Here is a 14,073-nt window from a genome sequence, read left to right on the forward strand (position 1 = left end):
CAGTTATGAAATTAAAAGCCTTCGTTGTCGGCCTGGGATTGCTGTGTTCGTTTTCTTCCTTCGCGGCAACAGAATTACGTTATGGCGTAGAAGCGGAGTATCCCCCTTTTGAGAGCCGTAATGCCTCAGGTGAGCTGGAAGGGTTTGATATTGAGCTGGGTAATGCCATTTGCGCTGCCGCCGCATTGAAATGCAGCTGGGTGGAGACCTCATTTGACGCGCTGATCCCGGGGCTGGTGGCGAAAAAATTCGACGCCATCAACTCGGCGATGAACATTACCGATCAGCGCCGCCAGAGCATCGACTTTACCCAGCCGATCTACCGGATTCCATCGCAGCTGGTGGGCAAAACCGGCAGTGCGGTCGACGCCACGCCGGAAGGACTGAAGGGCAAGACCATTGGCGTGTTGCAGGGATCCATTCAGGAGACTTACGCCAAGGAGCATTGGGAAAAGCAGGGTGTCACCGTGGTGTCGTATAAAGATCAGAATATGGCCTGGGGCGACCTGCTGAACGGGCGCATCGACGCCTCGCTGGTGATGTCTGCCGCCGGACAGGCTGGCTTCCTTAGCAAGCCGCAGGGGAAAGGCTTTGGCTTTATCGGCAAGCCCGTATCGGATGACACTATTCTCGGCAGCGGGATTGGCTATGGCCTGCGTAAGGGCGATGAGGCCACCAAAAAGCAGCTTGATGCCGCCATTGATAAAGTTCGCGCTGACGGCACGATCGATAAACTGGCGAAGAAGTACTTCCCGGGGATCGATGTCAGCGTAAAATAACAACAATTACCCTTTTAGCCCCTGCCGTTGATGTCCGGCAGGGGCTTTTTTATACCCGTCATACTCCAGGGTATGTGTAACGTGAATTATTGGGGTATATACGTTTCTTTACCGCCGATTCGGGCAATTCTCCTCGACAGAAAAATCTTTCTCACTTTGCGCAGTTTCTCGCCTGTCAATAATTGGATTCTTAAGCGTTTTTGTTTAGGCTGTGGCCTCTTAATGATGTTCTTTCTTGCCGTTGTTTCGCCCTGAGCGGAACCCACTACCCCACGACCATAAGGACGTTTTCCCAGGCATGAATCGCAGACGTTTTTTACAAGGCTCCCTGGCCGTTGCCGCACTGAGCGGGACTACCGGACTCGCCGCGCTCTTTTCCCGGGCGGCCAATGCGGCCGAATCGGATATTGCGGACGGTACGAGCCGTCGTTTCGACTTTTCCGTGCTGCAATCCATGGCGCACGACCTGGCGCAAACTCCCTGGGGCGGGGCCCCGCGTCCGCTGCCGGATACGCTGGCGACGCTGACGCCGCAGGCCTATAACAGCATTCAGTACGATGCGAAGCAGTCGCTGTGGAACAACATCGAAAACCGCCAGCTTGACGTGCAGTTCTTCCACGTCGGGATGGGCTTCCGCCGCCGGGTGCGCATGTTCTCGCTGGACAGCCAGACCTCGCAGGCGCGTGAAATTCACTTCCGCCCGGAGCTGTTCAACTACCATGACGCGGGCGTCGATACAAAACAGCTGGAAGGTCAGAGCGATTTAGGCTTTGCCGGTTTCCGCGCCTTTAAATCCCCGGAACTGGCGCGCCGCGATATTGTCTCCTTCCTCGGTGCCAGCTACTTCCGCGCGGTGGATGATACATACCAGTACGGGCTATCCGCGCGCGGCCTGGCGCTGAACACCTATGCCGATAGCCAGGAAGAGTTCCCGGACTTCACCTCCTTCTGGTTTGAAACCGTCAAACCGGGCGCAACCACCTTTACGGTCTACACCCTGCTGGACAGCCCGAGCATCACCGGTGCCTATAAGTTCGTGATCCATTGCGAGAAGACCCAGGTGATCATGGATGTCGAAAACCATCTGTATGCCCGTAAGGACATCCAGCAGCTGGGTATTTCGCCGATGACCAGCATGTTTGCCTGCGGCAATAACGAGCGCCGCATGTGCGACACCATTCACCCGCAGATCCACGACTCCGATCGTCTGGCGATGTGGCGCGGCAATGGCGAGTGGATCTGTCGCCCGCTGAATAATCCGCAAAAACTGCAGTTCAATGCCTACACCGATAAGAACCCGAAAGGGTTTGGTCTGCTGCAGCTCGATCGCGACTTTACGCACTATCAGGACATCATGGGCTGGTACAACAAACGCCCAAGCCTGTGGGTCGAACCGCGTAACCAGTGGGGCAATGGCACCGTGGCGCTGATGGAGATCCCGACCACCGGTGAAACCCTGGATAACGTGGTCTGCTTCTGGCAGCCGGAAAAACCGGTGAAGGCGGGCGATAAGCTGGACTTCCAGTATCGTCTTTACTGGAGCGCCAAACCCCCGGTGCGTTCACCGCTGGCAAACGTGCTGGCGACCCGCACCGGCATGGGCGGTTTCCCGGAAGGCTGGGCACCTGGCGAGCACTACCCGAAAGTCTGGGCGCGTCGTTTTGCGGTCGATTTTGTCGGCGGCGATCTGAAAGCCGCCGCGCCGAAAGGGATCGAACCGGTTATCACTCTTTCCAGTGGCGAAGCGAAGCAGATTGAGATCCTCTATGTGGAGCCGTTCGACGGCTATCGCATCTTGTTTGACTGGTATCCTACCAGCGACGCCACCGATACCGTGGATATGCGGATGTTCCTGCGCTGCCAGGGCGAAGCGATCAGCGAAACCTGGCTGTATCACTACTTCCCACCGGCCCCTGATAAACGTCAGTACGTTGATGACCGCGTCATGCGTTAAGGCATAATGGATTGCCCCCTCTCCCTTAAGTAAGGGCTGGGGTGAGGGGGAGTATGCCGTACCGGGATCACACCACAAAAAGAGAGAGACCGATCGATGACCACAACAACCGAAGAGATCATCCCCGTCGACGAGCGGATCGAACTGCGGGCGACGGACGAGCGTTACACCACCGAGCTGCACAATCTGGTGGTCAAAAACCGGGCGTGGTTGCAGGACTCTCTCAACTGGCCACAGTTTGTCGGCACCGAAGACGATACCCGGCAGAACATCCTGAGCAACCAGATGCTGCATCAGCGCGGTTACGCCAAAATGTTCCTTATCTTCAGTGATAACGCGCTGGTAGGGGTGCTGTCGTTCAACGCCATCGAACCACTGAATAAAACGGGTTATATCGGCTACTGGCTGGATGAAGGGCATCAGGGGCAGGGGATTTTATCCCGCGCGCTGGAAGCCTTTATCCGCCACTATGCCGGACGCGGCGAAATTCGCCGCTTCGTCATTAAGTGTCGCGTGGACAATGCCGCCAGTAATCAGGTAGCGCGGCGTAACGGCTTCCTGCTGGAAGGGTGTCTCAAAGAGGCCGAGTTCCTGAACGGACGCTATGATGACCAGAATATCTACGCCCGGATCTGCACCTCATAATGCGCCCAGCAACGGCGTGCGCGTAATGTGCTGCGCGCCGTTAATCATCTTCGCGCCGCGCAGATGAATTGCATCGCCTTCCGACGCCTCGATCACCGCGTCGTCAGTAATTTCAATATGATGCTCGATCAGCACTTCACCACGAATGCGCGCCCGTCCCTGAATCACCACTTTATCGTCAATCAGAATCGGCCCGCCGCGCAGCCAGGCTTCGCCGCCAATCAGGACGTGATGTTTGATCACGCAGTTGCCCTCGACCAGCGCATTCTCTGCCACCTGGGAGCTGTAGCGCAGGGTGGGGATAGCATCCTCTTCCAGCCCGGCGAGCAGCCGGGCGTTGCCATAGACTTTGGCGCAGTCGCACACCCAGACGTTGTTCACCTCGTTGCCTTCGAGTAAAGCATTCTCAAACACCTCGGCGCGATGCTCGACAAAGGCGTAGCTGACAATGGCGTTGCCGTAGATCTGCGCCTGATGCACCACCCGCGACTGGCTGACGGTGGCCTCGCCGAATATACGCAGGATCTGATTCGGGTCCGGGGTCAGGCCTTTGGCGGCAATCACCAGGCTGTTATGCAGAATGCGGGCATTGTCGAAAAGATGACATTCGCCGCGCACCACCGACGATTGAACGGTGACGTTGTCACTTATGCGCGCGCCCTGGCTGATCTGCGCCCCATCGACCCAGACGTTATCGCCAATTGAAGCCTGATGGCTGATGACGCACGGCTGGGTGATGCGTGCGTTGCCGCTGACCTGCGCCCCGGCAAACACCACGCTGTTTTCATCGTAGATCCAGCAATCATCCTCCTGTGACAGTGCCGATTCGTCATCGATCCAGCCGCCACGGGTGCCGCTCTTCACATCACTGAAATCACGTTCGGCGATAATCTGGCGCACCTTTACCGCTGTTTTCATGTCACCGTCCTGCCAGTGGTGCAAACGGCTTTCATCGCTAAGTCGATATTTTTTCATCACTGTGCCCGCAGTTGTCTTCTTCACTAAACGTAGCAAACTTTAGCGTGATCGAAACAGTGGCATCTGAAATTGAAAGTCCTTAAACTAGCATTTCAAATATAATTTATAGATTAAAATATATGTACAAAACGCCATCCACCGAACGCGTTCTTAATTTGCCCGCAGGCTACTACGGCATGGTCCTGGGGACCATTGGTATGGGCTTTGCCTGGCGTTACGCCAGCACGATCTGGCCGGTGACCCGCTGGCCGGGTGAGATCCTGGTGACGCTGGCAATGGTGATCTGGGGATTACTGACCTTCGCCTTTATTACCCGCGCGGTGCGCTTTCCGCGCAGCGTGCTGGCGGAGATGCGCCATCCGGTGATGAGCAGTTTTGTCAGCCTGTTTCCCGCCACCACGATGCTGGTGGCGATTGGCTTCGTGCCCTGGTATCGCCCGCTGGCGCTGGTTCTGTTTAGCGTCGGTGTGGTGGTGCAACTGGGCTATGCGGCATGGCAGTCTGCCGGACTGTGGCGCGGCAAGCACCCCGAGGAGGCAACCACGCCGGGCCTTTATCTGCCGACGGTAGCGAATAACTTTATTAGTGCCATGGCCTGCGGCGCGCTCGGGTTTCACGATGCCGGGCTGGTGTTTCTCGGCGCGGGCGTGTTCTCCTGGCTGAGCCTGGAGCCGGTGATTTTGCAGCGCCTGCGCAGCGCGGGAGAACTGCCTGCGGCTATGCGCACCTCCCTTGGGATTCAGCTCGCTCCCGCGCTGGTGGCCTGTAGCGCATGGTTGAGCGTCAATGGCGGCCAGGCTGACACCTTCGCCAAAATGCTGTTCGGCTACGGCCTGCTGCAACTGCTCTTTACCCTGCGCCTGATGCCCTGGTATCTGTCGCAGCCGTTTAATGCCTCGTTCTGGAGCTTTTCGTTCGGCGTCTCGGCGCTGGCCACCACCGGTCTGCATCTGGGGCAGAGCAGCCCGTCCGGTTTTTTCCACGCCATCGCCATCCCGCTGTTTATTTTTACCAATGCCATCATTGCACTATTACTGGTGCGCACGTTTATCCTGTTGATGCAGGGAAAACTGTTGGTCCGTGCAGATAAAGCAACGCTTATGCAAGCTGAGGAAAGAGAATGACTGTGTTTGATGAGAACTACTTTACCGAAAAATATGGCATGACCCGCACCCACTCCGAAGTGGTGTACAGCGCAGGAATTGTTAAACCGGGCAAAACCCTGGATCTCGGCTGCGGCAACGGGCGCAACAGCCTCTATCTGGCGGCGAATGGCTTTGATGTCACCGCCTGGGATAAAAATGCCAACAGCATCGGTAACATTGAGAGTATCAAGGCCAAAGAGGGGATCACCAACCTTCAAACGGCGATTCAGGATCTCAACACCCTGCGCTTTGACGGCGAATACGATTTTATCCTGTCCACGGTGGTGCTGATGTTCCTGCAGGCAGAGACCATTCCTGGCCTGATCGACAACATGCAGCGCTGCACCAAACCGGGCGGCTACAACCTGATTGTCGCGGCGATGGATACGGAAGATTATCCCTGCAACGTCGGCTTCCCGTTTGCATTTAAAACCGGGGAACTGAGCGGTTACTACGCGGGCTGGGAACAGCTGAAATACAACGAGGACGTCGGTGAGTTACACCGCACCGACGCCCAGGGCAACCGCATTAAACTGCGTTTTGCTACGCTGCTGGCGCGGAAACCGGCTTAACCCTGCTTGCTCCCTCTCTCTGTGAGAGAGAGGGGGTTTTAGATTTTTTCAAAATAAAATCTTTAAAATCATTATGTTACACGCCACATGTAACGGTCGGTTTTTTAAAGTTCAAGTTTAAGTTCAATAAACAAAACAACCAAAATGATTTGGTTTCAAAGTATATACCGGCTTTAAAAGATTCCTCTCACGATTCAATAAAAGGTAAAGATTCTCTAAGAATCAGTGACATTCTGCATCACGTAGCTGGTTTCCCTGCCGATCCACAATATCCAAATGAAAAAGTAGCTGGTGGATTATTCTCTCAGGATAAAACAACCACGCTGGAAATGATCAAGAAAACCCCACTTGCATATCAGCCTGGTACCACACACATTTAAAGTGATGTTGATTATATGATCCTTGGATTTATCATTGAGTCAGTCACTGGGATGGTGCTTGATAAATATGTGAAAAAAATAATATTTATGAACCACTTGGTCTTAAACATACGGTCTTTAATCCTTTGGTTAAAGGGTTCAAACAACAGCAGATCGCAGCGACATAACTGAACGGTAATACGCATGACGGTGTGATCAGTTTCCCTAACATTCGTACAACTACGATTTGGGGGCAAGTTCATGATGAAAGGCCTGGTATTCGATGGGAAGGGTGTCTGGTCACGCAGGGCTGTTTTCTAACACCAGTGATATGGCTGTACTGATGCAGGTTATGCTCAATGGGGGCGGTTATGGGAAGGTTAAGCTGTTCGATAAGCAGACCATCAAGGGGTTTACTGAAAGTTCAGCAGAGGATGCTACATTCGGCCTGGGTTGGCGTGTGAACGGCAACGCTTCAATGACTCCTACATTCGGGGTATTAGCCAGTAAAGAGACTCATGGACACACTGGATGGAAAGGAACGCTGACGGCTATCGATCCTGTTAGTCACATGGCTATCTTTATTCTTGGCAACAGGCCGCATTCCCCTATAGTTGACCCGAGAACCAATCCAAATGTGTTTATCAGTGCACTATTACCCGCAGCGAAATACGGCTGGATTGTTGATCGATATACGGGGCATTGAAGTAAAATAGTTAAGGGACTCGTAAGAGTCCCTTTTTTTATGCTACTACTCTTTCATTCCAGGTATCTTTAAACATTATGTTCCCATCACAATATTTCCATTCGATAGATTCATAACGAATTTCAACTTCCTCCATATGTCTACCTGCAAATCCTAAAGGAAATAAAACCGGAGATATTCTTGTTATTTTCACATTTTCCAGTTTTATATTAAAATATTCTACCTCTATTCCTGCCTCATTAATTCTATACATTTTTATTATAGCTTCTTTAAATATCCTGCCTTTACATACCCCCCTAAATAAATAGGGGGTGAGACGGTCTATTTCTTTTTCAAATTTAATCGGAACATGCAGGCGTGTTCCTGTAAGTTTTCCAGTGTTATGATCTGTAGGAATCCAAACAGAATGATTGAAAGATTTAAGTTCTGTGGAGCCCAATCGTGTAGGCATTAAACATTCACCGATTAAAGGTGAATTATTTTCATCTGTAAGCCAAAGATGTGCTGGGATAGTCATTTACTTTTTTCTCTCATAAAAAAATGATAAATATAGTACAATAATAATTATAATCCCGACTACACAAATTGTAATGGCTGTGTTATCAATATACTTTACAGGTATATATGATAATAAAATTATAACTAAAATTGTTAAGTATGTTTTTAATTGAAGCGCTAAATCATCAAAGATAAGCCTAAATATTTGCTTTAATATCTTACTCATAGCCAGCCATTCGTTTTAATGCATCAATTATTTCAGCATTCGATGCTGTACTTATATTTAAATAACCAACGTCTAATACTAATGGCTCTATTATAAAGTACATCATTTCAAGGTTTTGCGCGTAAAGAGCGTCATAGAACTGTGGTAGAAAATATTTTAAATTGTTTGCACTATCAGCAGCATGTTGAACCGTACCGTATGAGCTTAATGCTATCAGCCCCCCTGATGACAGACCTCCAATTTTTTTCATCATTGCACTTTGTATAACTCCATTGATTTTACTGCCGTAGCAAATATATTTAACAACAGAATAGACTAGTGCAAACCTTGAAGCTTGCATAATTGAATAGTGTGACGTAGGCGGCACAACTTTTCTAAGAATAGTAGTTTTTTCATCTTCATCTTTATTCATTAGCATTATTTGAACATAAATTAATATCATCCTAAAAATTATATCTCTATGCTCAACAAGTTCATACAAACCCAGTAGAAAGCGTTTATCCTCATTTTTAAGCTGTTTACAAACATCTTTATAATTTTCTGTAAAGTATGAAGTGTAATAAAGCGCTCTTGTTGCACCATCACCTAGATTATTTAGATAATCGATAAACCCATCTTTTACACCAGCCATAGCCTTACCTAATCTCACGGCTAATTCTTTATCGGTCCCAATTTTTTTAATAATATCTTCACTGTAATACATAATATTTTCCTGTAATTGGATGCGTTGATCATCTTATACGTTTTGCTTTGTTCAAAGTGATCGCGCTCTCAATTCCTGGAAATATTTAAAAAAAGCCACCTTAATATTAACTAGATAGATAGGTGGCTTTAAACAATAAAGCTGGTGAATGTTATATATAATTAATTGTTGTCCATTATTTCTTTCAGCTTATTTTCCCATTTCAAAAATGCTTCCAGCTTTTCCTCGTTATAATCATATCTGTCATAGTGGACAGATGACACGTCATGTAAAGCATGGTGCTGAATTCTGTCACGAATTTCTTTTGTTATTTTCAATTGTCCGCCCAGTGTTTTAAAGGTGCGGCGAAAATCTTGGAATAAATGAATTAGCACCCTTTTTCTCACAAAAGCGCTTAATATTATTCGAAAGTAAATTGCTATGCATAAATTTTCTAGGGGCAACGGAATCTTCATCCAGCTTACCAGTAGCTACTTTTTTTCCCATTTGGATAGTTTTTCCTCATAATTCCGGTTAGGGAACAAATACTCATGGTTTGGATATCGTGAAATCATCAGGTCTATTAATTATTTTGCTGTTTCGCAAAGAATAAAGTGATACCATTTTTTTGTTTTTGATATTGATGGTGGCACAGAAAGGATACAGTTTTTCTTATCATAGTATTTCTTTGGTAGGGCCATAATCTCATAAGGACGCTGACCGCCACAAAAAAAGATTAGCTGAATAAGTACAGCAACGTCAGCATTAAAGAAATGTTCGTTAGTTGTTCTGAGTAGCAGGGCCAGTTCATCGAAACTCAGGAAACGTTCACCAATATATTGTTCTTCCTCGCTAACCATGAGTACTGGTAATGCAGAGACAGGCTTAAACGGAATATCAAACACAATATCAGGCTTATCCATCAGCGGTGACTTGTCGCACTTAACGCCGAATGCGAAAAGAGTATGCATATATGAACGGATCTGGTTAACCCAGGCTCGCTTTTGTGTGTGTTGATAAACGTAATTGAGTACTGACCTTACATCATTTGAAGTGATTTTTTTCGCAATTGTTGTTTACGGCAGCAGACCGCTTGCTGCGATTGTTGAGCGCAGAGTTTTATAATGGTGGTATGTGCGTTTACCAGAAGCATTAAAATCGGTTTTGTGACCCTCAAACAGTTCTGCAAGCGTACCGCTTGTTTTAGTAACTTTGATCACATCCGAACATGAAGAAAGGCTTTCGAACTTCTCAAGTGCGCTACTGATAGACATTACCGGGTATTCACCTGGCGTCTGAAATTTTGTAGTTTTCCCCTACATAATGGCGATAGACGAATGTTTTACGTCCAGATGGATAGACGCGCACCCCGACCCGTCCTGTGCCTCGTTCGCCGCTTGCATGATAAGCTATGTAAGCGGCAGCTTTAGGGGACAAATTCTCAATTGCTTTCGTAGTAAAGTTGATTTTCATTATTCATTTCCTTTGCATAATGAGTGCATACTTATTCGCAGTTCAAGTTCAAAAACTAGTTCAAAAAACTGTTTCTTAAACTATCGCGTAATGAGCAAAACTAACTCATGCAAGGGCTAAAAACAAAATGAACCCAACAACTTATTACTTAAATTACCCCGGTCTTTGTTCAATTGTTTTGATATTCCCCCCTGTGGGAGAGGGGTGGGTTGAGGGCACCAGGCCGCACCAGGCCGCACCGAACAAGGCGAAGCCGCCATCCGACTTAACGGGCCGCCAGCAAACAGAGCTGCAGCGCCGTATTGTACGAAGCCTCGAACGATTTCAGCGGTAAAAACTCAAACTTCGAGTGGAAGTTATGAGCGCCAGTGAAGAAGTTCGGGGTCAACAGCCCTTTCGCCGAGAGTGCCGCGCCGTCGGTGCCGCCGCGCATCGGGGTCGGTTTTGGCGTGATGCCTAAACTTTCCATCGCCTCGAACATCAGGTCGATAGCGCGACGATCTTCTCCCACAGCGTTGCTGATGTTGCTGTAGGTATCTTCGATATGCCAGCTTACCTTCGCCGTAGGGTGCTGGGCGGCGATCTTCTCCGCGACCTCGCCAATTTGTGCTTTCCGGGCGGCAAAGCTGTCGCGATCGAAATCACGAATATTGGCCTTTAGCACCGCCTCGTTTTGCCCGGCCTGGATGCCGTTAAACCAGATGTAACCTTCGCGGCCTTCGGTATGCTCCGGGGTTTGCAGGCGATCAAAGTGGCTGATGTAGTCGGTCGCCATCAGCAGCGGGTTTACCAGAACCCCTTTGGCGGACATCGGGTGCGCCGTCACGCCGGTAAAGCGAATTTCCGCCGCCGCCGCGTTGAAGTTCTCGTAAACAATCTCCCCTAGCTCGCAGCAGTCGATGGTCCAGGCAAAATCGACGTCAAAACGGGCCAGATCCAGGGCCTTCGCGCCACACAGACCGATCTCTTCGTCCGGCACAAACGCCACCACGATATCGCCATGCTGATGCTCTGCGGTGAGGTTCTCAAGCAGCGTCATCACCACGGTCACCGCCGATTTGTTATCGGCCCCCAGCACGCTGGTGCCGTCGCTGAAGATGATCTCTTCGCCAGGGTAGGCCAGAATTTCCGGGTGCTCGCTGACCCGCAGCCAGATATCTTTTTCGGCGTTCAGGCAGAGATCATCTCCCGTAAAGGTGAGGATTTGCGGATAAATATCCGGTGACAATCCGACGTCGACGGTATCGATATGGGTGATAAAACCGATCCTCGGCGCACCGGGGACATTCCCCTTTTTGACCGCAGTGACGGTGGCAAATTCGTCGATCACAATATCGTCCAGACCCAGCGTTTGCAGCTCCATGGCCAGCGCCCGGGCCATCTCGTGTTGGCCGGGTGTGGAGGGCAAGGTTTTCACCTTCTGATCGCTCTGGCTGGTGATGGCCAGGTAGCGGAAGAAGCGTTGGGTTAATTGTCTGGCGAGTGCTGAAGCCATGGTGGATCCTTCTTTATTTGAGTTATCAGGTGTTTGCAAAATCACTTTAATGTTATTTATGGTTTGGCACGACAAAAATTCATTAGCCGTCAAATTAAAAGACAGGAAAACGCGATGAAAAGCAACCTCACAACGTTGGCTCTGACCGTAGCCGCGCTGACGGTCAGTTCCACCGTTGCCGCGAAAACGCTGGTCTATTGTTCGGAAGGATCGCCGGAGAACTTTAACCCGCAACTCTATACCTCGGGCACCAGCGTGGATGCCAGCGCCGTACCGATTTATAACCGGCTGGTGGATTTTACCCCGGGCACGACCGACCTGGTGCCGAGCCTGGCCGAAAGCTGGGACGTCAGCAAGGATGGTAAGGTCTATACCTTCCATCTGCGCAAGGGGGTCAAGTTCCAGAGCAACAAACTCTTCACGCCAACACGAGACTTTAACGCCGACGATGTGATCTTCTCGTTTTTGCGCCAGAAAGACGCCAACCATCCGTATCACAACGTCTCAAACGGTAACTACTCCAATTTTGAGAGCCTCGAGTTCGGCAAGTTGATCACGGCTATTGATAAAGTGGACGACCATACGGTGCGCTTCACCCTGGCTCACCCGGAAGCGCCGTTCGTTGCCGACCTGGGCTGGTATTTCGCCTCGATTCTGTCAGCAGAATATGCCGACGCGATGCTGAAAGCCGGTACCCCGGAGAAGGTCGATATGGAGCCGATCGGCACCGGGCCGTTCAAACTGGCGAAGTACCAGAAGGACTCGCGGATCCTCTATACCGCCTTCCCTGAATACTGGCAGGGCAAAGCGAAGCTGGATCGGCTGGTGTTCACCATCGTCCCGGATGCCTCGGTGCGTCTCGCCAAGCTGGAGAAAAACGAGTGCCAGGTGATGCCGTTCCCAAACCCCGCCGATCTGCCGCGGATGAAGGAAAACAAAGACATCAACCTGATGAGCAAAGCGGGGCTGAATACCGGTTTCCTGGCGTTTAATACGCAAAAAGCGCCGCTGGATAATGTCAAAGTGCGCCAGGCGCTGGCGATGGCGATTAACAAACCGGCTATTATTGATGCCGTCTTCCAGGGCACCGGTACCGCCGCCAAAAACCTGCTGCCGCCGGGTGTCTGGAGCGCAGACAGCCACCTGAAGGACTACGATTACGATCCTGATAAAGCCAAAGCCTTGCTGAAAGAGGCCGGATTTGCCAACGGGATGACCATCGACCTGTGGGCCATGCCGGTGCAGCGGCCCTATAACCCCAATGCCAAACGGATGGCCGAAATGATCCAGGCCGATTGGGCAAAAATTGGCGTGAAGACCAAAGTCGTCACCTACGAGTGGGGGGAATACCTTAAACGGGTGAAGGGCGGTGAGCATCAGGCGGCGCTGATGGGCTGGACGACGGCAACGGGCGACCCGGATAACTTCTTTGGCCCGCTCTTTACCTGTACGTCGGCCAATGGGGGATCGAATTCCGCGAAATGGTGTTATCAACCATTCGACAAAATTATTGCTGAAGCTAAATCTATTACCGATCACGATAAACGCGTGGCGTTATATCAGCAGGCACAGCAAATGATGCACGATCAAATGCCTGCGGTGATGATCGCGCACTCCACAATATTCGAGCCGGTGCGTAAAGAGGTAACGGGTTACGAAATAGATCCCTTCGGTAAACACTTATTCTGGCAGGTGGATATAAAATAAGCGTTTGATTCTGCCCGCCATTTTGGCGGGCAATTTTTTTTTCTCTTTGCGACAATTTCATCATTTTTAGTCACTTTTTTTTCAGCTAACTTTTGCTATAACTTCAATTGCATATTTGCACTTCACATGGAAACACCCATCATGCGTACTAATACTTTATTTAAAGTTGCCGCGCTTTCCGGTCTGTTGCTTCTCGCGGGCTGCGCGTCAAAAGTGGCTGCGCCTGATCAATATTCAGGCTTTTTAAAAGACTACTCCGGGCTACAAGAAACGACGTCTGCATCAGGGAAACCCACGCTGCGTTGGGTCGACCCGTCTTATAACGAAGCAAACTACGACAGCATTATCTGGAACAATATCACCTATTATCCCGAGCCAAAGCCAACTACCCAGATTGGTCAACGCACTCTGGATGAATTGTTAAACTACACCAACACCAAAATGAAAACCGCTATCGGCCAGCGTAAGCCGATTGTGACAACGCCTGGACAACGCAGCCTGATTTTCCGTGGCGCGATCACCGGTGTGAGTTCGCAGAAAGAAGGCCTGCAATTCTATGAAGTGGTTCCTGTTGCGCTGGTCGTGGCGGGTACGCAGATGGCAACCGGGCACCGAACCATGGATACCCACCTCTTCTTTGAAGGCGAGCTGATCGACGCTAAGACCAATAAGCCAGTCATTAAAGTGGTACGTAAGGGTGAAGGTAAAGAGCTGAGTAACGAAACTACGCCAATGACCTTCGCTACTCTGAAACAAGTTGTTGATGATATGGCGGCCGATGCCACCATGTTTGATGTTCATAAAACCGCAGCAAAATAATATCGGGACCGGCCTGTATTCCACAGGCCGGTTTT

The 14,073-nt window shown here is 50.2% G+C and carries 15 protein-coding genes and 1 pseudogene; 8 read left to right on the forward strand and 8 right to left on the reverse strand.

Annotation, left to right across the window (positions count from 1 at the left end):
* The first annotated feature begins 5 nt into the window (after window positions 1-5).
* The 3 genes from ABIE02_RS18420 to rimL all read left to right on the forward strand — a co-directional run bounded on the left by ABIE02_RS18420 (window position 6) and on the right by rimL (window position 3,378).
* Window positions 6-779 carry an ABC transporter substrate-binding protein gene (locus tag ABIE02_RS18420; RefSeq protein WP_059307840.1) on the forward strand — a complete coding sequence of 258 codons (774 nt, stop codon included), beginning with the start codon at window positions 6-8 and terminating at the stop codon, window positions 777-779.
* Window positions 780-1,077: 298 nt separating this feature from the next.
* Window positions 1,078-2,733: a glucan biosynthesis protein D gene (locus tag ABIE02_RS18425; protein ID WP_032610910.1), complete on the forward strand. Its 1,656-nt coding sequence runs from the start codon at window positions 1,078-1,080 to the stop codon at window positions 2,731-2,733.
* 96 nt (window positions 2,734-2,829) lie between these two features.
* Entirely contained in the window at window positions 2,830-3,378 is a 549-nt protein-coding gene (gene rimL / locus ABIE02_RS18430) for a 50S ribosomal protein L7/L12-serine acetyltransferase (protein ID WP_032610907.1), read from the forward strand.
* Here the strand turns inward: rimL and ydcK are convergent.
* Complete coding sequence (ydcK, locus tag ABIE02_RS18435; protein WP_429211407.1) at window positions 3,373-4,353, reverse strand: YdcK family protein; 981 nt, start codon at window positions 4,351-4,353, stop codon at window positions 3,373-3,375. The genes rimL and ydcK overlap by 6 nt on opposite strands.
* 122 nt (window positions 4,354-4,475) lie before the next feature.
* On the opposite strand from ydcK, the gene tehA reads away from it, so the two are divergent.
* The 3 genes and pseudogenes from tehA to pbp4b form a co-directional block, all read left to right on the forward strand.
* On the forward strand, window positions 4,476-5,480 hold the full coding sequence (tehA, locus tag ABIE02_RS18440; RefSeq protein WP_032610903.1) for a dicarboxylate transporter/tellurite-resistance protein TehA: 1,005 nt from the start codon (window positions 4,476-4,478) through the stop codon (window positions 5,478-5,480).
* Window positions 5,477-6,073, forward strand: a complete 597-nt coding sequence (tehB, locus tag ABIE02_RS18445) for a tellurite resistance methyltransferase TehB (RefSeq protein WP_150871043.1) — start codon at window positions 5,477-5,479, stop codon at window positions 6,071-6,073. Before tehA ends, tehB begins: the two co-directional genes overlap by 4 nt.
* A gap of 140 nt (window positions 6,074-6,213) precedes the next feature.
* Window positions 6,214-7,143: pseudogene (gene pbp4b / locus ABIE02_RS18450) on the forward strand (penicillin binding protein PBP4B); the annotation flags it as partial.
* A 32-nt stretch (window positions 7,144-7,175) separates the two neighbouring features.
* On the opposite strand, the gene ABIE02_RS18455 reads toward pbp4b, so the two are convergent.
* From ABIE02_RS18455 to pepT, 7 genes are all read right to left on the reverse strand, one after another.
* On the reverse strand, window positions 7,176-7,655 hold the full coding sequence (locus ABIE02_RS18455) for an Hcp family type VI secretion system effector (RefSeq protein ID WP_336994571.1): 480 nt from the start codon (window positions 7,653-7,655) through the stop codon (window positions 7,176-7,178).
* Window positions 7,656-7,854: 199 nt separating this feature from the next.
* Entirely contained in the window at window positions 7,855-8,565 is a 711-nt protein-coding gene (locus ABIE02_RS18460; protein ID WP_336994572.1) for a hypothetical protein, read from the reverse strand.
* A gap of 161 nt (window positions 8,566-8,726) precedes the next feature.
* On the reverse strand, window positions 8,727-9,020 hold the full coding sequence (locus tag ABIE02_RS18465; protein ID WP_077228093.1) for a hypothetical protein: 294 nt from the start codon (window positions 9,018-9,020) through the stop codon (window positions 8,727-8,729).
* 111 nt (window positions 9,021-9,131) lie between these two features.
* Entirely contained in the window at window positions 9,132-9,467 is a 336-nt protein-coding gene (locus ABIE02_RS18470; RefSeq protein ID WP_130588792.1) for a hypothetical protein, read from the reverse strand.
* Between the two features lie 153 nt (window positions 9,468-9,620).
* Window positions 9,621-9,818 (reverse strand): hypothetical protein, encoded by a 198-nt coding sequence (locus ABIE02_RS18475; RefSeq protein ID WP_336994574.1) that lies wholly within the window; start codon window positions 9,816-9,818, stop codon window positions 9,621-9,623.
* A 10-nt stretch (window positions 9,819-9,828) separates the two neighbouring features.
* Window positions 9,829-10,017: an Arm DNA-binding domain-containing protein gene (locus ABIE02_RS18480; RefSeq protein ID WP_130588793.1), complete on the reverse strand. Its 189-nt coding sequence runs from the start codon at window positions 10,015-10,017 to the stop codon at window positions 9,829-9,831.
* A 265-nt stretch (window positions 10,018-10,282) separates the two neighbouring features.
* Complete coding sequence (pepT, locus tag ABIE02_RS18485; protein ID WP_336994575.1) at window positions 10,283-11,512, reverse strand: peptidase T; 1,230 nt, start codon at window positions 11,510-11,512, stop codon at window positions 10,283-10,285.
* A gap of 114 nt (window positions 11,513-11,626) precedes the next feature.
* On the opposite strand from pepT, the gene ABIE02_RS18490 reads away from it, so the two are divergent.
* Together ABIE02_RS18490 and ABIE02_RS18495 are read left to right on the forward strand one after the other, a co-directional pair.
* The gene (locus tag ABIE02_RS18490) at window positions 11,627-13,219 is read left to right on the forward strand and encodes an ABC transporter substrate-binding protein (RefSeq protein ID WP_336994576.1); all 1,593 of its coding nucleotides are present in this window, start codon (window positions 11,627-11,629) and stop codon (window positions 13,217-13,219) included.
* Between the two features lie 141 nt (window positions 13,220-13,360).
* Window positions 13,361-14,038, forward strand: a complete 678-nt coding sequence (locus tag ABIE02_RS18495) for a DUF3313 domain-containing protein (protein ID WP_155166823.1) — start codon at window positions 13,361-13,363, stop codon at window positions 14,036-14,038.
* The last annotated feature ends 35 nt before the right edge of the window (window positions 14,039-14,073 follow it).

The sequence above is a fragment of the Leclercia sp. 1548 genome, assembly GCF_050435045.1.
Classification (GTDB): domain Bacteria; phylum Pseudomonadota; class Gammaproteobacteria; order Enterobacterales; family Enterobacteriaceae; genus Enterobacter; species Enterobacter adecarboxylatus.